An 18,806-nucleotide genomic window follows, 5' to 3' on the forward strand; every position below is an offset into this window, starting at 1 on the left:
ATTTAGATTTGGTTTTAACTACATTACGTCAATTAGAAGGGAAGTCATTAACTACTAAGCCCCTTTTCCATTCAGATCAAGGGTTTCAATATACATCTAAATCCTACGCAAAACAGTTAGAGAAATTAGGATTTGTCGGTAGTCATTCTAGACGTGGAAACTGTTTTGATAATGCGTGTATCGAATCATTCTTCTCACATTTAAAAACAGAGAAGTTGTATTTAGTGTGCCCAAAAACATATGAAATGGCCTACCGAGCAATTCAAGAATATATTCAATTTTATAATACAGAAAGATTCCAAGAAAAACTTCACGGCCTTTCCCCGATAGAATATCGGGAAAAGGCCGTGGCATAATACTCTTTTTATTACTGTCTACTTGACAGGGAGATGACCACTCTTTAACAACCACAATTTCCTTTTTTACTTTCTATCGCTGCGCCAGTTTCACCCTTTAGTACATCGCCACCAGTTGAAATTAATATTTCATCTGTTACGTTGTTAGAAATTGTACTAGCAACTAACTGTAATAAGTCATTTACGTATGTTTGTGAAGATTTAAATTGTTGTACGACTGGAATACTGTCTAACTTATCTTGCAATGCATCAATTTCAGCTTCTACCTTTTTTAAAGCTTCCCATTTCCCGTAATGTTGCAAGTTTACAGCTTGTTTTTGCAGTGCTTTAATTTCATCGATTGCGCGCTTTACATTTTCATTTTTATGAATTTGCGCCTCTGCTTTCTTAAAAAAATCAACTTCTTCTGTTTCAGAAATCATTTTTGCTAATTCTTTCGCTTGTTCAACAATGTCATCTTTCGAATATACTTTCATCTATTATTTCACCTCAATCGGCTCTTCAACTAATTCCCCGTTAAGAGACCAAGTTTTTGCTTCCGTTACTTTTACTTTCACAAGCTGACCAATTAAAGATTTTGAAGCGACGAAGTTTACAAGTTTATTCGTACGAGTATAACCTGCAAGTACTTCCGGATTATTTTTACTTTCCCCATCAACTAACACTTCTACAATTTGACCTTTATAACGACTATTCTTTTCAATTGCCAACGTATTTACTAGTGTATTTAAGCGTTGAAGACGTTCTTTCTTCACTTCCATCGGTACATTATCTTTCATTTTTGCAGCTGGTGTACCTTCGCGAGGAGAATAAATAAATGTAAAGGCAGTATCAAATCCTACTTCACGATATAACGACATCGTTTCTTCAAATTGCTCATCTGTTTCATTTGGGAAACCAACGATAATATCTGTCGTTAATACTGCATCTGGAATTGCTTCTTTAATTTTTCTTACAAGTTCTAAATAATGCTCACGCGAATATTTACGCGCCATAATTTTCAGCATATCTGTACTTCCAGATTGAACTGGTAAATGGATATGTTCTACTAGGTTGCCACCTTTGCCAAGCACTTCAATTAAGTGATCATCGAAATCACGTGGATGACTCGTTGTAAAACGAATACGGGCAATATCAACTTTACGGAGCTCGTCCATTAAATCGCCAAGACCGTATTCTATATCTTCAAAGTCTTTACCATATGCATTTACGTTTTGTCCAAGTAACGTAATTTCTTTATAACCATTTGCAGCTAAATGACGAATCTCTTGGATAATATCTTCTGGACGTCTGCTTCGCTCTTTTCCTCGTGTATACGGTACAATACAATACGTACAGAACTTATCACAGCCATACATAATATTTACCCAAGCTTTAATGTCACCACGACGTACTTTCGGAAGGTTTTCAATTACGTCACCTTCTTTTGACCATACTTCAACTACCGTCTCTTTCGAGAACATCGCATCTTTTAGAATGTACGGTAATCTATGAATATTATGCGTTCCAAATACCATATCTACATGCTGATTTTTTTGCATAATTTTATTTACAACAGATTCTTCTTGAGACATACAACCACATACACCAATTAAAAGGTCCGGATTTCTTCGTTTGAGTGACTTTAAATGGCCTAGTTCACCAAACACTTTATTTTCAGCATTTTCACGAATCGCACAAGTATTTAATAAAACTACATCTGCATCCTCAGTTGAAAAAGTTGGTTCATATCCAAGCGTTGTGAAAATACCTGCCATTACTTCCGTATCATGCTCATTCATTTGACAACCATATGTACGAATATAGAATTTTCTTCCTGTACCAAAATTGCGAAACTCTTCAGGTAAGCCAAAATCCCGTTCAATTTTAACTTCTTCTTTCCCCCGCTTTTTCGCATCCTTTAAGGAAGGTGGTTGATATACACTTTCAAAGTATTTACTATAATCTTTCTCTTCTTTTTTCGTAGAGGAATTTGCTTGTTGACTTGCTAATCGTTGTTGCTCGTTCATCGGTAATCTCCTTTCACCCTTAACTATACATACTCTATAGTCCATTTTAATGCGCCTAGACTCACCTCAAAAATGGTTAGATAGCTTGAGAGATAACTTGTCCTTTGAAACTTGAGTAATCAATCTAATCATTCATAAGAATGAAGTCTTCCCCACGCAAATAGACATTCCCTTTTTATCATTTCTTGTTGTCCTACCCAAAAGCATATTGCTTTATCCCTATAAACATTACCATAGTATGATGTATTTCGCCAATTTTAACAATAAAGAGGTCCTTTATTATCTTACATTTCATAAGCAATGAACTTGCTATTTTCATACAACGATTTATATATTATTTTACCATTCTGAATTTTCTAAGTAAACAAGACTATCCTATATTTTTGCGCATAAAAAAGGTTGCCAAATTGGCAACCTCCTCTTCTTACATTACATAAATTCAGCAACAAGCTCATCAAACATTTTCTGATCCATATTTAAATCAGATTTCACTAAAGGCTCTTCACTATAGCCTTTAACAAGTTCTTGATATGATGGTTGCTTAGTATTTTGATAAATTAAACCTGTTACTAAACCGTTATTTTCCATTAACGTTTGCATAGCCATCATACGATTAGATGGATCATATCCCTCTACCGTGCTTAGTTTCGTTAAGTTCTCTTTAAACCAATCGTAAGTATTTACTTTATTGTAAGTAACACATGGGCTAAATACGTTAATTAATGAGAATCCTTTATGGTTAATACCAGCTTCAATAATTTGGGTTAATTCTTTTAAATCACTCGAAAAGCTTTGCGCCACAAATGTCGCACCAGCTGTTAAAGCCATTTCCATTACATTTAGTGATGGTTCAATTGAACCTTGTGGTGTGCTTTTCGTTTTAAATCCAGCTTCACTACGTGGTGAAGTTTGCCCTTTTGTTAATCCGTAAATTTGGTTATCCATTACGATGTACGTAATGTCGATATTACGACGAATAGAATGGATTGTATGTCCCATACCAATCGCAAATCCATCACCGTCACCACCTGAAGCGATAACTGTTAAATCACGATTTGCCATTTTCACACCTTGTGCAATCGGAAGGGCACGACCATGAATACTATGCACACCATATGAATTAATATAACCTGAAATACGGCCTGAACAGCCGATACCAGAAATAACAGCAAGTTCATCTGGATTTAAGCCAACGTTAGCTGCTGCACGTTGAATTGCAGCTTGCACTGAGAAGTCTCCGCAACCTGGGCACCAGTTTGGCTTTACACTGTTACGAAAGTCCTTAAATGTTGCCATTTAATACAACCCCTTTTTTGCATTCGTTGTAAATCTCTTTCGGCAAGAATGGGTTTCCATCATATTTTAAAAGACTAGAAATTTTCTCACCATTACCAAGATTCATTTTCATAATGTTAGCAAGCTGACCTGTTGCATTGTTTTCTACTACTACAACACGCTTCGCCTTTTTCACAAGTGGATCGATTTCAGCTGTTGGGAACGGGTGAATTAAACGCACATGAGCATGGTTTACTTTCATACCCTCTTGTTCTAAACGCGTCATTGCCTCTTCAATTGCACCACGAGTTGAGTTAAATCCAACAAGCAATACGTCTGCTTCTTCATGCTTAACATTTTTATAAACAGGGGTATTAAACTTCAAGTTCTCCATTTTACGGAAACGTTTGTCCATTTGATCTTTACGGTTTATTGCTGATTCCGATGGTTTTCCAGTTTCATCATGTTCTACACCTGTAACATGGTGAACACCATTTTTCATACCAGGTAAAACACGCGGTGAAACGCCGTCTTCTGTTACTTCATAACGCTTGAAGTATGCTTTATTTTCACGTTCTGGTAATTCTGCTTCTAAATCAAGCTTACCACGACGAATTTCCACTTTATCTAATTTAAGTGGTTCTACTGTTTGTTTTCCTAACGAAAGCTGTAAATCTGTTAAGAAAATAACAGGAACTTGATATTCTTCAGATAAGTTAAATGCTTCTACAATGTCATAGAAAGCTTCTTCAACTGTACTTGGCGCCATTACGATTTTTGGAATTTCACCATGCGTACCGTAAATCATCGCCATTAAGTCAGACTGTTCTTGCTTCGTTGGTAATCCTGTACTTGGGCCGCCACGTTGTGTATCAACAATTACTAATGGGGTTTCTGTAATACCTGCTAAACCGATTGCTTCCATCATTAATGAAAGACCAGGACCAGCAGATGCCGTTAATGTACGAACACCAGCATAGTTTGCACCGATTGCCATTGTACAAGCTGCGATTTCATCCTCAGTTTGGATTACTGTTCCGCCGACTTTCGGTAATTTTTTAATTAAATATTCCATAATTTCTGATGCAGGTGTGATTGGGTATGCTGACATAAAACGAGCACCACCAGCTACCGCACCAAATGCAATTGCATCGTTTCCAATCATAAACATGCGTTTTTTACCATCAGCTTTTTCAAGCTGCATCATGTTTACTTTCTCACCTAGTAATTCTTTCATATATTGAGAGCCACGTTTAATTGCGTCCATATTCTTTTGAACGACTTGCTCTCCTTTACGACCAAAGATTTCTTCAACAACATCTAAATAAGCTGTTTCATCTAATCCTAATACTGCACTTGATGCTCCAACAGCAACCATGTTTTTCATTAATGATGTGCCTAATTCCGAAGCAATATCTGTAAACGGTATCACATATAGATTTACATCTGTATTGTCAGGTATTGTTGGATTAAATTTCGCATCCGCAACTACAATTCCACCTGGACGTAGTTCGTGGAAATTAAAATCAATTGTTTCTTGGTCAAAAGCAATTAAAATATCTAAATCATCTGAGATCGCTCGTACTTCTGTTGTACTTACACGAATTTTATTATTTGTATGGCCGCCTTTTATACGTGATGAGAAGTGGCGGTAACCGTATAGGTAATATCCTAATCGGTTTAATGCAATACAGAAGATTTCTCCTGTACTTTCAATTCCTTCACCTTGTTGGCCTCCAACTTTCCATGAAAGTTGACTAATCATCTCCTACACCCCTTTTGGCTGCATTCATTGTAGTGTATTTTTTTACAGTAATAGTTTAGCATTTTTTATGCAAATAAACTACAACGGACGCAAATTATGCCTCTTCTGATTTCCCTGAATCTTTAGTATAAAGCTATTTTGTTTTTCATTCTAGTATTAGGTCTTAAAAAAAGCAATAAAATCAAATGAATTAATTTTAATTTCTCTGAATTTTAAGTCAAAATTCAGAAACTCATATGTTCTACAAAATTATCATATAAAAATCGTTCTACAGTAGATGCAGCATAGTGTTTGCAAAGCTCGTTCATTACATTTTCATAATCTCGATACGCTGATACATTTACAACTGTATCTACAATCCCATCAAAATCTGAACCAAACCCTAGATTGTTTTCTCCACCTAGCGAGCAAATATATTCGATATGTTTTATTATATCTGTTATATTTGCTTCATTTTCATTCGTTAGGAACTGTGGTACAAAAGTGACACCGATCATGCCATTTTTCTTTATAAGAGCTTTAAGTTGTTCATCATTCAAATTACGTGGGTGCTCACAAAGTTTCATACAATTTGAGTGGGAGGCAATAGGATTTTTTACAATTTCTATCACATCCCAAAAGCTTCTTTCATTCAGATGAGACACATCAGTCCATACATGTAACGTATTAAGTTCTTGTACAACTTGTTTACCAAAAGTCGTTAAACCCGCCCCACGCGTCTCTAGCGCACCATCAGCTAAGAAATTGGCATAGTTCCATGTCAGTCCAAAAGAACGTACTCCTAGGCGATACAACAACCGTAATTTCATTACATCTTTTCCAATTGCTTCGCATCCTTCTAGTGTTAATATCGCTCCAACCTCGTCCTGTTTTAACACGTTAATATCATCTTTTGTCTGAATAAACTTTACACCTGGTAGGGATAAAATTTCATTATAAAAAATATCCACCATTTGTAATGCTACTTCAAATCGGTTTTCATATGCCACTGTTTCTGGCACATATATAGCAAAACATTGTATACTTCCTTTTCTTCTCTTTAACTGTTCAAATGTAATATGTAATTTTGAATCATCTTTAAAATTCCTTTTCCCTTGTGCACTCCATAACTGAAGAAGCACGTCACAATGAGCATCAAAAATTTTCATTTTCATTCCTCCATTATAAAAACAACCTGTTTGCATACTGCAAACAGGTTGTTTAAACTTAACGAGGTTCTACAATTAATTTTATTGCTGTACGCTCTTCGCCATCAATCATAATATCTGTAAACGCTGGGATACAAATCAGGTCCAAACCACTAGGCGCTACAAATCCTCTTGCGATTGCTACTGCCTTTACAGCTTGGTTCAATGCACCTGCACCAATAGCTTGAATTTCTGCTGTTCCGCGTTCGCGAATAACACCTGCAAGTGCACCAGCTACAGAATTAGGGACCGACGTTGCTTTAACTTTTAATATTTCCATTCCGCGTTTCCTCCTCGTTTCTTTAAAAAGTATTAGCAATTATTTCACTTTAACTTATATTCACGAGGAATGGCGCGTATTCCTGCTAAATTTACGTAATTTTTCTAAAAAATTAAAATATAATAACTTATCTAAAATTTAACGAAAATTTACTCAAAAAATGGTTGATCGTCATTAATTAAAATACGTTCAATTTTCTTTGCTTTTCCTGTATTTGGATCCACATCAATTAACACTGCACTTAATTGCGTTCTACCATTTGTTACTTCAAATCGTACTGGTAAGTTTGTTAAAAACTTCTTCAATACTGCTTCTCTGTCCATACCTAATATTCCGTCATACGGCCCTGTCATCCCAACATCTGTAATGTATGCCGTTCCGCTTGGTAAAATACGGTTATCCGCTGTAGGGACATGCGTATGCGTACCTACTACTGCTGTAGCACGTCCATCTACATACCAACCTAGCGCTTGTTTTTCACTTGTAGTCTCCGCATGGAAATCAACAAATATAATATTCGTACGCTTTTTCGCAATATTAATTAATTCATCCACTTTACGGAATGGACAATCAATTGGAGGAAGGAAAGTACGTCCTTGTAAGTTAATAACTGCAACTTCTGTTCCATTACAGTTCACAAATATAAGTCCTTTTCCTGGAGTTCCTTCTGGGAAGTTTGCTGGTCTTGCAAGATATTTTGCATCATCGATGAATTCAAATACTTCACGATTATCCCAAGCGTGGTTTCCAAGTGTAACTGCCTGCGCCCCACACTCTAAAAAGTTTCGATATATTTTTTCTGTAATCCCACGGCCACCTGCTGCGTTTTCTCCATTAATGATTGTTACTGTAGGTGTATATTTTTTCTTTAATGCCGGTACGTATTGTTGAATCATACCTCTACCAGGAGATCCTACTACATCCCCAACAAATAATATTCTCATATGTCTTACCCTTTCTATGTACTGCATTTTTTATTGCTATAGCATCAAGTAAATTCCTTATAATATCTTTATTATAAGTTTGTTTCACTTTTATGCTATATAACTAACTGTCTTTATTTTATCCAATTCCAACACAAAAAAATAAAGTGGTGTTTCACCACTTTATTTTGCGTATTCCACTGCACGCGTTTCACGAATAACAGTTACTTTAATATGTCCTGGGTAATCCAGTTCATTTTCAATACGTTTTCGGATATCACGAGCTAAACGATGAGCTTCTAAGTCATCGATTGTATCTGGTTTTACCAAAATACGAACTTCACGTCCTGCTTGAATTGCAAATGATTTTTCAACGCCTTCATAAGACTCTGAAATCTCTTCTAACTTTTCAAGACGACGAATATAGTTTTCAAGTGTTTCACTACGAGCTCCCGGTCTTGCAGCTGATAAAGCATCTGCTGCTGCAACTAAAACTGCAATGATAGAAGTTGGTTCTGTGTCACCATGGTGAGATGCGATACTGTTTATAACTACAGGATGCTCTTTGTATTTCGTTGCGAGTTCAACACCAATTTCAACGTGGCTACCTTCTACTTCATGGTCTATCGCTTTTCCGATATCATGTAATAGACCAGCACGTCTTGCTAGTTTTTCATCCTCGCCAAGCTCTGCCGCCATAAGTCCAGTTAAATATGCAACTTCCATAGAGTGTTTTAAGACGTTTTGCCCATAACTTGTACGGTATTTTAAACGGCCTAAAATTTTAATTAAATCTGGATGTAATCCGTGAACACCCACTTCAAACGTTGTTTGCTCTCCGACTTCGCGAATATACTCGTCCACTTCACGTCTTGATTTTTCGACCATCTCTTCAATACGCGCTGGGTGAATACGTCCGTCCTGTACTAGTTTATCAAGAGCGATACGAGCTGTTTCACGACGAATTGGGTCGAATCCAGAAAGGATTACCGCCTCTGGTGTATCATCGATAATTAAGTCAATACCCGTTAACGTTTCTAACGTACGAATATTACGACCTTCACGCCCGATAATACGTCCCTTCATTTCGTCATTTGGAAGATTTACAACCGAAACGGTTGTTTCAGCAACATGATCAGCTGCACATCTTTGCATTGCAAGAGATAAAATCTCTTTTGCTTTCTTATCCGCTTCTTCTTTCGCGCGAACTTCACTTTCTTTTACCATAACAGCGATTTCATGAGAAACTTCATTTTCTACTTTACCAAGAATAATTGCTTTCGCTTGTTCGCGTGTCAGATTGGAAATGCGCTCTAATTCCGTTTGTTGCTTTTGAACTAACTCTCCCACTTTGCTTTCCAACTCTTCAATCTGTTGTTGTCTCGCTACAAGAGAATCCTCTTTCTTCTCTAACTGCTGCTCGCGTTTATCGAGCGTTTCGTCTTTACGATCAAGGTTCTCTTCTTTTTGCATTAAACGATTTTCTTGTTTTTGTAATTCGCTTCTACGGTCACGAATTTCTAATTCAGCTTCTGTACGAAGTGTATGAATTTCATCCTTTGCTTCTAAAAGCGCTTCTTTCTTAAGTGCTTCAGCCTCACGATTCGCTTCGTCTAGAATACGTTTCGCTTCATTAGCCGCACCATTAATCTTCGCTTCAGCAATAGACTTTCGAACAAAAAAGCCAACAACTGCACCGACTGTTGTTGCAAGCAAAATGGAGATGAGTATCCAAACTGTACTACTCATGATTTCACCTCCCCTTGCTATGAATGAAAAAAGACTGTCGGCATGTACATTAAATTACAACATACAGCAAAGACCGTCGTCCCGCTTTTTTAAGGGACTTTCTTCATTTCACAATTAAAATGTCATATTATTATTTCGGTAAGATTTAAACCTTACTCCGAATATTACTTCTCTTCTTGAGAAGAGTATATCGTATATAAGAAAAAATATACATTCTCATTGTATCTATCGTAATTTTCATTGTCAAGCGTTGTCTACTTTTACTTTCTTTACCTTCAGCCTTGAATGTGATGTAAATTTAAAAAGTAAGGAGCCTACTATACTGGAAAACCTTAGTAATTCCCATTTCTTTTCCTTAAAATATTTAAATATCCCTCTTTACACAACCCATTTGAAGTAAAAAAATATTTTTATCAATAGTATTATGCTCCTTAATAGTAGATAAAAAAATAAAAGACACGAGGCCGTGTCTTTTATTTTTTAATCAAGAAGAGTTGAATCTTCTGCGCCCTCAGCACCAGAATCTTCACTAATTCCGTGATGCTCACGAATAAAGAAGGCAATTTCTTCTCTTAAATCTGTATTTTCTTTTAAGAACTGCTTCGAATTTTCACGACCTTGTCCTAGGCGTTCTTCATTATAAGAATACCAAGCACCGCTCTTTTGAACGATATCAAGCTCAGAAGCCATATCCAAGATTTCACCTTCTCTTGAAATACCTTCTCCGTACATAATATCAACTTCCGCAACACGGAATGGTGGTGCTACTTTATTTTTCACTACTTTTACTTTTGTTTTATTACCAACGATGTCGTTACCTTGCTTTAATTGCTCCGCACGACGCACTTCAAGACGTACAGTTGAATAGAATTTCAACGCACGACCACCTGGAGTTGTTTCTGGGTTTCCGAACATAACCCCAACTTTTTCACGAATTTGGTTAATAAAGATTGCAATTGTTTTTGATTTGTTGATTGCTCCTGAAAGCTTACGCAGTGCTTGTGACATTAAACGTGCTTGTAAGCCTACATGTGAGTCACCCATGTCGCCTTCAATCTCTGCTTTCGGTACAAGAGCTGCTACAGAGTCAATTACGATAATGTCAACCGCACCACTTCGTACAAGTGCTTCCGCGATTTCTAATCCTTGCTCCCCTGTATCAGGCTGTGATAATAGTAATTCATCTATGTTAACGCCTAATTTTTGTGCATATACAGGATCCATTGCGTGCTCCGCATCGATGAATGCTGCTTGTCCACCTTGACGTTGTACTTCTGCAATTGCATGTAATGAAACTGTCGTTTTACCTGAACTTTCAGGTCCGTAAATTTCGATAATACGGCCACGTGGATATCCGCCTACTCCTAGTGCCACATCAAGTGCTAAAGAACCACTAGAAACCGTAGAAACTCTACGCTCTGCTTGTTCTCCTAATTTCATAATTGAACCTTTACCGAATTGCTTCTCTATTTGTTTTAACGCCATATCTAACGCTGCTTGACGATCACTCATTCAAAATTCCTCCTTAACTGAATTGCTAATCTTATTATACCTATTTTCAATTCAATTTGCCAACAAAATCGAACATTTATTCGATTTTTTTATTTTCTATCAAATAATATCTAAATTTAAACGTAAAAAAAGCTAGAAGAAACTTATATCTCTTCTAGCTTTTTATATAAATGATAAAATCCATATTTTGCTGTTCGTTCTCTAATTTGTTGACGACTTCCGCTTAAATTAAGAGGAAAGACTACAGTTGGTTCATCCTTAATCGAAAGCCCAACAAATACTGTTCCTGGTTCTTTCTGTTCTGAAGCATCTGGCCCTGCTACCCCAGTGAAACTAATTCCGATATCCGCTTTTAATACATCCTTAACATTTTCAGCAAGATAACGAGCACATTCTTTACTAACTGCACCATCAGTATGCAATACTTCTTCAGGCACACGTAAAACATGTTGCTTCACATCATTATGATAACAAATGACACCGCCTTTAAATACAGAAGAAACACCAGCGTTTTCAGTTACTTGATTTCCAAAAAAACCACCTGTTAAACTTTCTGCACACGCTAAAGTTAACCCTTTTCTCTTCAATAACTCGATTGCCTTATAATGCAAAAATTCTTGGTCATATCCGTAGAAAAATTCTCCTACTCTTTCTAAAATCAAATCTTCCACATGTTGAATTAGTTTCTCCGCTTCGCTAACATTTTGATGCTTAGCGGTTAAACGTAATGTCACTTCTCCATCATTTGCTAACGGGGCAATTGTTGGGTTTGTTTGTCCATCAATTAAATCTTGAACTTTCACCTCTAATTGGGACTCCCCAATACCAAAGAAACGAAGCACACGAGAATAAATGTTTTCTCCTGTTGTAAAATTACGTAAAAAAGGCTCTACGTAACTTACATACATTGGTTTCATTTCTTTTGGCGGCCCTGGTAATAAAATATAAACTTTTCCGTTCTTATTTACCCCCATACCTGGCGCCATACCGTGGTCATTTGCAAATACTGTTGCTCCATTTAAAACGAGCGCTTGCTTTTTATTATTCTCCGTAAATTCACGGCCTGTACGCTTAAAGTAATTACTTATTAAGGCTAATGCCTTTTCATCATACACAAGCTCTTCATCTAAACTAGTAGCTATCGTTTCTTTCGTTAAATCATCTTTTGTCGGTCCTAATCCACCTGTAAAAATAAGTATATCAGCACGTTCTTCCGCAGCTTCAATCGCCTTTTGCAGTCGCTTATTATTATCACCAACAACAGTATGATAGTACACGTTAATTCCGATTGAAGCTAACTTTTCAGATAAAAACTGGGCGTTTGTATTTGCAATTTGTCCAAGTAATAATTCAGTTCCAACCGCAATAATCTCAGCATTCATCCCAATTCCCCCATAAACTTCTATTTTGAGTTTACAAAAGCAGCTCTATTTTTCCAGAAATAATCCCATCCTGAAATAACAGTAAAGATTAATGCAATCCATATGAAGATATCCGCAACTGGAATATGGATTAAATTTAAAGGTACATCGTGTAATAAATATGCTGCAATCGCAATAATTTGTGTCCATGTCTTAATTTTCCCTAGCTGGTTTGCCGCAACTACTTCCCCTGTTCCAGCAAGTACAAGACGTAAACCAGTTACTGCAAACTCACGACTGATAATTACAATAACAATCCAAGCCGGTACATATTGCATCTCTACCAATGTAATAAGTGCTGCCGAAACAAGTAATTTATCAGCTAACGGGTCAAGAAACTTCCCTAAATTCGTTACAAGATTATACTTTCTTGCATAATGTCCATCAATCCAATCTGTAGCTGAAGCAATGATAAAGATAAGCGCCCCCACTAAATGTTGAATTGGCAAATTAACATCACCAATTTTATATGAACCCCAATCAAAGGGTGCTAACATAATTACCATAAAAATTGGAATTAAGAAGATTCTAGATATTGTAATTTTATTTGGTAAATTCACAGCTATTCCTCCATCATATCAAAAACATTTGTTCATCGAAAAAAAGTCATCGAAGCGATGACTGTTATTGTGCAGGTTGCTCTATCCCTTGGTTTTTTATCACCAATCTTTGGTGAAGTTCTTTTTCTGGATCCAATGGATAAGCGACCACTTGGCCATTCAGTTTAACTTCAACATTCGTTGCATTTCCAATATTAAGTCGCACTTCTTTTAATGTTGATACATCACGTTTTTCTATTTGGCCCTCTTGTACTGTAGCGTTTAGAATCACATTCCCAGCATCATCTTTAACATCTACATAACTCGCACCTTTACCCGATAATTCCAGTTCTAATGTTTTATTATTATGAATTTCCAAAGTAGATATCTTTCCAGTTGTTCCAACTACTTTCACTTCTTGCTGTCCAGTTGGTTGTGCTGGTTGCTCCTCTTTCTTTGGTTCTTCTTTTTTTGGTTCCTCTTTTTTTGGCTCTTCCGCTTTCGCTTCATCTTTCTTCGTATCTAACGGAGAATCTTTCGCTTTTTGAACTTCAATTTTCTCACTTTGAGCGCTTGGAACTTTTTCATCATCTTTTCCAGTTAACGCTTGAAACACAAACCAGATTACCACTCCAACTGCGATTACTAACAGCGCAACTAAGATTTTCGGCATGTGATCTGCAATTGGCCATGATGAAGATTTTTGCATTGTTTCTTGTGTTTTTTGTCCCGTTGATACTTGTGGAACTTCACGCCTTTCAGATTGTGGTATCGTACTCTGATGTTCTACAAGCAGTTCCTCTCCATTTAATCCAACCGCATCTGCGTATTGTTTAATGAATGCACGCGCATAAAAAGCTCCTGGCAATACATCATAATTGCCTTCTTCAATTGCCACTAAATGGCGTTTTTGAATTTTTGTAATCTCATGCAGCTGATCAATAGACAAGCCTTTCGCTTCTCTTGCTTCTTTCAGCTTTTGTCCCAATTCCGTCACTACTAACACCTCAATATTTCTTTAAAAGTCAAACATAGAGAAATTATTTTGCGTACCTTGCTCAATTTCATCTACTAAATTATATTGAATTTCTTCATCATAATCGTTACGCAACTCGATAATATAATCAAAATCATCCAATGTGTATTCTGACTGACTCACAAATACATCAGGATGTTCTACAACTTTCGTTGCAGGCAATCTCATAATTTCACGAACGAGCTGCCAATGTCTTTCGTTAGCACGCTTCGTTGACACAATTCCATCTAGGATGAAAATATTGTCATCGCTATACTCATCTTCAATTAATTGACTACGAACAGTTTGCTTAATAAGAGTAGATGATACAAATAACCACCTTTTATTTGCACAAACACTTGCAGCAACAATGGATTCTGTTTTTCCGACACGAGGCATTCCTCGTATACCAATTAGTTTATGACCTTCTTTTTTCATTATTTCAGCCATAAAGTCTACAAGTAACCCTAATTCATCACGCACAAACCGAAATGTCTTCTTATCATCTGCATCTCGTTGTATGTACCTACCATGTCTAACCGCTAGCTTATCTCTTAGCTTTGGCGGACGATATTTCGTTACCGTTATGTTATCCATCGTATTTAAAATTGATTCAAGTCTAGAGATTTGCTCTTGATTATCACACATAAGGAGTAATCCACGTCGTGCATTATCTACACCATTAATTGTGACAATATTAATGCCAAGCATACCGATTAACGAAGAAACGTCACCAAGCAAGCCAGGTCGGTTTTTATGTATTTCATATTCAAAATACCATTCAATCATCCAAGATCACTCCCCTTGCTTACTTTACACCTACGTACTATATTATATGATTTCACCTTAATAGGGAAGCTAAATGTATAATCTATCCCTTTCAATTATTATGCAAAAAAAATAGAGAGGAGATTCTCCTCTCTATTTTTTACTTATGTTGTACAAACTTTACCATTAAGTTTGCGATTGTATGTTGCTCTTGTTCGTCAGCAACTTTCCAAAGTTCAGCTAATAATTTCTCTTGATCGTTGCGTGCTTCTACTTCATTTGCTAAATAATCACCAACACGAAATGCCATATCTGATACAGCACCACCATCAAGACCTTTTCCTTGCGCTTGTTCTAAACGTTCTCCTAAAAAGCTCTTCCATTGATCAAAATTATCTAAAACTGACATGTGTAAGCACCTCACTACTTAGTAATAGAATCATGCTTAATTTGTACAGTTTTTCATTTTTTATGTAAGAAATTTTTAGCAATGCCACCCGCCATTTACTCCGATAATTTGTCCTGTTATATAAGATGCACCTGATGATACGAGAAATGACACAGTTTTTGCTACTTCTTCTGGTAATCCTAATCGTCCTAACGGAATCTCTTCCGCAATTTCATTCTTATCCTCTTCTGAAAATACATTTAACATTTCCGTTTCAATTGCACCTGGCGCCACCGCGTTCACTCTTATTCCACTTAATGAAACTTCTTTTGCTAAAGCTTTCACATATGAATTTTGCGCACCTTTTACCATCGAGTAAAGCACTTCACATGACGCTCCAATTTGTCCCCATATAGACGAAACAAGTACAATATTACCGCCTCTCCGTTGAATCATAGATGGCAATGCCATCGATAATAATTTATAGATACTCTTCACTTGAAGTTCTACCATATCATTCAATTCATCGTTCGTTACATCTGTTACGAGTCCAAAAATACTCTTCCCAGCTGCATATACGATAACATCAAGAGGATGTTCAATTTGTTTCCATAATTGCTCTACCCCATCAGTAGAAACTAAATTCGCTTGAACAGGAATTACTTCACCCCATTCTTTCTGCAACTCATTCACTTTCTCTTCACTGTTATTATAATGAACATATACTGTATATCCATCTTGAATTAATTGTTTCGAAATAGCAGAGCCAATCCCTCCGCTTCCTCCAGTTACTAATGCATACTTTTTCATACAATTCCTCTCTTATCTCAAAAAAATCTTTTCCCTACAAATAAATAATACCCTCATCTTACAATTTATCAATGATAAGATGAGGGTATTGTTATGAAACCTTTTATTTTTTAGGTAAAACTTGGCAAACACTCATTTTCTCTTCTGATAATAGTAATTGAGCTACTTCTTGTAAATCTTGAACCGTTAGACTTTCTAATACAGTCAATGCATCAAACAGACTCGATTCATTAAACGCATATCGTGTAAATTGATTTGCAATATATTCCGGTGAATTCAAGGAACGTAAAAAGCCACCTATTTTCTTTTTCTTCACTCGTTCTAATGCCGCCTCATCTAATTGATCATAATTTGTGTTTAATAAAATACCTTTCAAACGCTCTTCCAGCTCATCAGGTTGCTTCGTATCGCCGCCAACCATTGCAAAACCGAAGTTATTCTCTTCTGTATAATCATACGAGAACGAATCATCAATGAGCCCTTCGTTATATAAAGATTCGTAATGAACGGAGCTTTTCCCAAATAAATAATCTAAAAGTAACGTAAGCGCAATTTCTTGTTTTAAAAGAGCTTCCCCTTTTTCTTTTAAGTTTGTCGCTTTAATACCAACTAAACATTTCGGAGTTTGTACAGGCATTGAAATAATTTTCTTCTTTTCATTTACCTCATCTGGTTCTTCTTCGAATGAACGTACTATTTCTGGTTGGTTTTTATAATCTTTCTTCGCTTGATTTTCACGTATCAAATCCATCGTTTTTTCTGGATCAATTGCACCTACAACAAACATTAACATATTGCTTGGATGATAAAACGTTTCATAACATTCATATAGTAGGTCTTTCGTAATTTTACTAATAGACTCAATCGTCCCTGCAATATCAATTTTAATCGGGTGCTTTACAAACAAGCTATCAATTAATCCAAAATATAAGCGCCAATCTGGATTATCTTGATACATTTGAATTTCTTGCCCAATAATACCCTTCTCTTTTTCAACGGTTTTTTCAGAGAAGTAAGGCTCTTGTACAAAGTTTAACAATGTATTTAAATTTTGTTCTACATTTGATGTACATGAGAAAAGGTAAGCTGTTCTTGTGAAAGATGTGAAAGCATTTGCCGATGCCCCTTGTTTACTAAACAATTGGAAAGCATCGTGATCTTCTTTTTCAAATAATTTATGCTCAAGAAAATGTGCAATTCCATCAGGCACACGAATCATTTCTTCTTTCCCTAATGGTATAAATGTATTATCTACAGAACCATATTTCGTCGTAAACGTCGCAAATGTTTTATTAAATCCTTGTTTCGGTAAAACATATACATCTAATCCATTAGGAAGTTTTTCATAATAGAGTGTTTCTTTTAATTGTTCATAAACAATTTTCTCCATTTACTCTCCCTCCGTTCCTTGTAAAAAGTAAATTGTATCTAGTTCAATATTTTTAGCAACTTTTACAATTTCTTGTTTTGTCACACTTTCTATACCGGTAAGCCATTCTTCAACTGGACGTGTACGATCTGAAATAATACCATGATATAGCATTTCTACAAAACCACGTGGTGTATCAATTGCCTCTAATATTTGATTTTGGATGACACTTTTTGTTTGATGTATTTCTTCTTCAGAAAACTCTCCGTTTTGCATCGCAAGCATTTGTTCTTTAATAATCTCAACTGCTTTTTCATAATTTTTCGCTTCGATTCCTGACATAACAAATAATAAACCTTTATGACTTTCAAAGCGCGATGCTGCATAGTACGCTAAACTATTTTTTTCACGCACATTTACGAATAACTTCGAATGAGAAAAGCCACCAAACAATCCATTGAACAATTGCAATGCAAAATAATCTTCATCTTTATATGTGACAAATGTACGATAACCGATGTGTAATTTACTTTGTTTTAATTCTTGTTTTTCAACAACTTCTTTTTCTTCATTATTTCGTCTATGAAGGAGTACATTTCTTTCTCTCACTGGACGAGCTGAAATAGAAAAATACTTACTTACAAGATCAACGGCGTTTTCTGAAATATCACCAATAATATATAAATCCATTTCATCTTCCGCTAGCACCTTTTGATAATATTGATACAGACTTTCATTTGTAATAGACGTAACACTCTCTTTTTTTCCATTTGCACTTAAACGATACGGTTCTACTTTGCACATTTCTTCAATTAAACGCTCGTTTGCATAACGCATTTTATCATCATAAGTAGCTTCAATTCTCTGTAACAGTGCTCTTTTTTCACTTTCTACGATAGAAGATAGGAAACCGTTCTCCTCCGTTGCTGGATGTAACACAATATCTGACAACATAGAAAGCGCTTTTTCAAATAACGGTGGTGCATCATGTAAATAAACTTCATTTGCAATGTCTACATAAATGGAGATAATATGGTCTTCCCCTTTTTTACTTACATCTACCGCTAAAGAAGATCCGTATAATTCTTCTAAATATTGACGAAGACGAATTACAGAAGGTAATTTTTCTGTCGCACTTTGCAATACGTATGGCAATAGGGCACGCTCTGTCACCGTCTCCTCATTTAAAGGCGCTTTAAAACGAAATACAAAGGTATTCGTTTTATATTTATCAGTCGGAATAATATGTACGCGCAAACCACCTAACTCATGTAGTTGTTGTTCCATTAGTTTCATTTATAGCCCTCCTTTACGTATATAGGAATATTCCTCTTCAATATACAGTTTTTAGAAATGAAAAATCAACTTTTCTTCCTCACTATACTTACATAAGGCCCTTTCTAAAAACTGTAATATGTAAGGAACATAGTAAAATTCCGT

At 36.0% G+C, this 18,806-nt stretch carries 18 protein-coding genes; 1 reads left to right on the forward strand and 17 read right to left on the reverse strand.

Annotated elements, in window-relative coordinates; translation table 11 throughout:
* Positions 1 to 356: IS3 family transposase (locus BAQ53_RS17655; protein WP_042995744.1), on the forward strand; the 356-nt coding region annotated here is incomplete at its 5' end.
* Between the two features lie 44 nt (positions 357 to 400).
* Here the strand turns inward: BAQ53_RS17655 and BAQ53_RS17660 are convergent.
* The 17 genes from BAQ53_RS17660 to yfmF form a co-directional block, all read right to left on the reverse strand.
* On the reverse strand, positions 401 to 832 hold the full coding sequence (locus tag BAQ53_RS17660) for a YlbF/YmcA family competence regulator (protein WP_208906137.1): 432 nt from the start codon (positions 830 to 832) through the stop codon (positions 401 to 403).
* A 3-nt stretch (positions 833 to 835) separates the two neighbouring features.
* A complete protein-coding gene (miaB, locus tag BAQ53_RS17665) occupies positions 836 to 2,365 on the reverse strand; it encodes a tRNA (N6-isopentenyl adenosine(37)-C2)-methylthiotransferase MiaB (RefSeq protein ID WP_001005391.1) in 1,530 nt (509 codons plus the stop codon).
* A 429-nt stretch (positions 2,366 to 2,794) separates the two neighbouring features.
* Entirely contained in the window at positions 2,795 to 3,661 is an 867-nt protein-coding gene (locus tag BAQ53_RS17670; RefSeq protein ID WP_000190155.1) for a 2-oxoacid:ferredoxin oxidoreductase subunit beta, read from the reverse strand.
* A complete protein-coding gene (locus BAQ53_RS17675; RefSeq protein ID WP_000625417.1) occupies positions 3,648 to 5,405 on the reverse strand; it encodes a 2-oxoacid:acceptor oxidoreductase subunit alpha in 1,758 nt (585 codons plus the stop codon). Before BAQ53_RS17675 ends, BAQ53_RS17670 begins: the two co-directional genes overlap by 14 nt.
* Before the next feature lie 224 nt (positions 5,406 to 5,629).
* Positions 5,630 to 6,553 (reverse strand): dipeptidase, encoded by a 924-nt coding sequence (locus BAQ53_RS17680; protein ID WP_208906138.1) that lies wholly within the window; start codon positions 6,551 to 6,553, stop codon positions 5,630 to 5,632.
* A 58-nt stretch (positions 6,554 to 6,611) separates the two neighbouring features.
* Complete coding sequence (gene spoVS, locus BAQ53_RS17685) at positions 6,612 to 6,872, reverse strand: stage V sporulation protein SpoVS (protein ID WP_000404341.1); 261 nt, start codon at positions 6,870 to 6,872, stop codon at positions 6,612 to 6,614.
* Positions 6,873 to 7,021: 149 nt separating this feature from the next.
* A complete protein-coding gene (locus BAQ53_RS17690; protein WP_001221095.1) occupies positions 7,022 to 7,816 on the reverse strand; it encodes a TIGR00282 family metallophosphoesterase in 795 nt (264 codons plus the stop codon).
* Between the two features lie 162 nt (positions 7,817 to 7,978).
* Positions 7,979 to 9,544, reverse strand: a complete 1,566-nt coding sequence (gene rny / locus BAQ53_RS17695) for a ribonuclease Y (RefSeq protein ID WP_000099769.1) — start codon at positions 9,542 to 9,544, stop codon at positions 7,979 to 7,981.
* 480 nt (positions 9,545 to 10,024) lie between these two features.
* Positions 10,025 to 11,056: a recombinase RecA gene (recA, locus tag BAQ53_RS17700; protein ID WP_001283860.1), complete on the reverse strand. Its 1,032-nt coding sequence runs from the start codon at positions 11,054 to 11,056 to the stop codon at positions 10,025 to 10,027.
* 143 nt (positions 11,057 to 11,199) lie between these two features.
* Entirely contained in the window at positions 11,200 to 12,438 is a 1,239-nt protein-coding gene (gene cinA, locus BAQ53_RS17705; RefSeq protein WP_000990698.1) for a competence/damage-inducible protein CinA, read from the reverse strand.
* Between the two features lie 20 nt (positions 12,439 to 12,458).
* Positions 12,459 to 13,037 carry a CDP-diacylglycerol--glycerol-3-phosphate 3-phosphatidyltransferase gene (gene pgsA, locus BAQ53_RS17710; RefSeq protein ID WP_001052968.1) on the reverse strand — a complete coding sequence of 193 codons (579 nt, stop codon included), beginning with the start codon at positions 13,035 to 13,037 and terminating at the stop codon, positions 12,459 to 12,461.
* 64 nt (positions 13,038 to 13,101) lie between these two features.
* Entirely contained in the window at positions 13,102 to 14,013 is a 912-nt protein-coding gene (locus tag BAQ53_RS17715) for a helix-turn-helix domain-containing protein (protein WP_208906139.1), read from the reverse strand.
* 21 nt (positions 14,014 to 14,034) lie between these two features.
* On the reverse strand, positions 14,035 to 14,820 hold the full coding sequence (locus BAQ53_RS17720) for a DUF3388 domain-containing protein (protein ID WP_000574107.1): 786 nt from the start codon (positions 14,818 to 14,820) through the stop codon (positions 14,035 to 14,037).
* 139 nt (positions 14,821 to 14,959) lie between these two features.
* Complete coding sequence (locus BAQ53_RS17725; RefSeq protein ID WP_000114454.1) at positions 14,960 to 15,208, reverse strand: DUF3243 domain-containing protein; 249 nt, start codon at positions 15,206 to 15,208, stop codon at positions 14,960 to 14,962.
* Between the two features lie 75 nt (positions 15,209 to 15,283).
* Positions 15,284 to 15,997 (reverse strand): elongation factor P 5-aminopentanone reductase, encoded by a 714-nt coding sequence (gene ymfI / locus BAQ53_RS17730; protein WP_208906140.1) that lies wholly within the window; start codon positions 15,995 to 15,997, stop codon positions 15,284 to 15,286.
* 103 nt (positions 15,998 to 16,100) lie between these two features.
* Positions 16,101 to 17,387 carry an EF-P 5-aminopentanol modification-associated protein YfmH gene (gene yfmH / locus BAQ53_RS17735; protein WP_000411968.1) on the reverse strand — a complete coding sequence of 429 codons (1,287 nt, stop codon included), beginning with the start codon at positions 17,385 to 17,387 and terminating at the stop codon, positions 16,101 to 16,103.
* Complete coding sequence (gene yfmF / locus BAQ53_RS17740; protein ID WP_000772411.1) at positions 17,388 to 18,662, reverse strand: EF-P 5-aminopentanol modification-associated protein YfmF; 1,275 nt, start codon at positions 18,660 to 18,662, stop codon at positions 17,388 to 17,390.
* Positions 18,663 to 18,806: the final 144 nt, after the last annotated feature.

This window comes from Bacillus sp. B25(2016b) (assembly GCF_001679765.1).
Classification (GTDB): Bacteria; Bacillota; Bacilli; order Bacillales; family Bacillaceae_G; genus Bacillus_A; species Bacillus_A thuringiensis_K.

Excerpts from the sequence above, each read along its gene's own strand:
- BAQ53_RS17725 (WP_000114454.1), bottom strand. The coding sequence starts at position 15,208 with ATGTCAGTTTTAGATAATTTTGATCAATGGAAGAGCTTTTTAGGAGAA.
- recA (WP_001283860.1), bottom strand. The coding sequence starts at position 11,056 with ATGAGTGATCGTCAAGCAGCGTTAGATATGGCGTTAAAACAAATAGAG.
- BAQ53_RS17680 (WP_208906138.1), bottom strand. The coding sequence starts at position 6,553 with ATGAAAATTTTTGATGCTCATTGTGACGTGCTTCTTCAGTTATGGAGT.
- ymfI (WP_208906140.1), bottom strand. The coding sequence starts at position 15,997 with ATGAAAAAGTATGCATTAGTAACTGGAGGAAGCGGAGGGATTGGCTCT.
- BAQ53_RS17670 (WP_000190155.1), bottom strand. The coding sequence starts at position 3,661 with ATGGCAACATTTAAGGACTTTCGTAACAGTGTAAAGCCAAACTGGTGC.
- spoVS (WP_000404341.1), bottom strand. The coding sequence starts at position 6,872 with ATGGAAATATTAAAAGTTAAAGCAACGTCGGTCCCTAATTCTGTAGCT.
- yfmF (WP_000772411.1), bottom strand. The coding sequence starts at position 18,662 with ATGAAACTAATGGAACAACAACTACATGAGTTAGGTGGTTTGCGCGTA.
- miaB (WP_001005391.1), bottom strand. The coding sequence starts at position 2,365 with ATGAACGAGCAACAACGATTAGCAAGTCAACAAGCAAATTCCTCTACG.
- BAQ53_RS17690 (WP_001221095.1), bottom strand. The coding sequence starts at position 7,816 with ATGAGAATATTATTTGTTGGGGATGTAGTAGGATCTCCTGGTAGAGGT.
- BAQ53_RS17660 (WP_208906137.1), bottom strand. The coding sequence starts at position 832 with ATGAAAGTATATTCGAAAGATGACATTGTTGAACAAGCGAAAGAATTA.
- BAQ53_RS17675 (WP_000625417.1), bottom strand. The coding sequence starts at position 5,405 with ATGATTAGTCAACTTTCATGGAAAGTTGGAGGCCAACAAGGTGAAGGA.
- yfmH (WP_000411968.1), bottom strand. The coding sequence starts at position 17,387 with ATGGAGAAAATTGTTTATGAACAATTAAAAGAAACACTCTATTATGAA.
- cinA (WP_000990698.1), bottom strand. The coding sequence starts at position 12,438 with ATGAATGCTGAGATTATTGCGGTTGGAACTGAATTATTACTTGGACAA.
- BAQ53_RS17720 (WP_000574107.1), bottom strand. The coding sequence starts at position 14,820 with ATGATTGAATGGTATTTTGAATATGAAATACATAAAAACCGACCTGGC.
- rny (WP_000099769.1), bottom strand. The coding sequence starts at position 9,544 with ATGAGTAGTACAGTTTGGATACTCATCTCCATTTTGCTTGCAACAACA.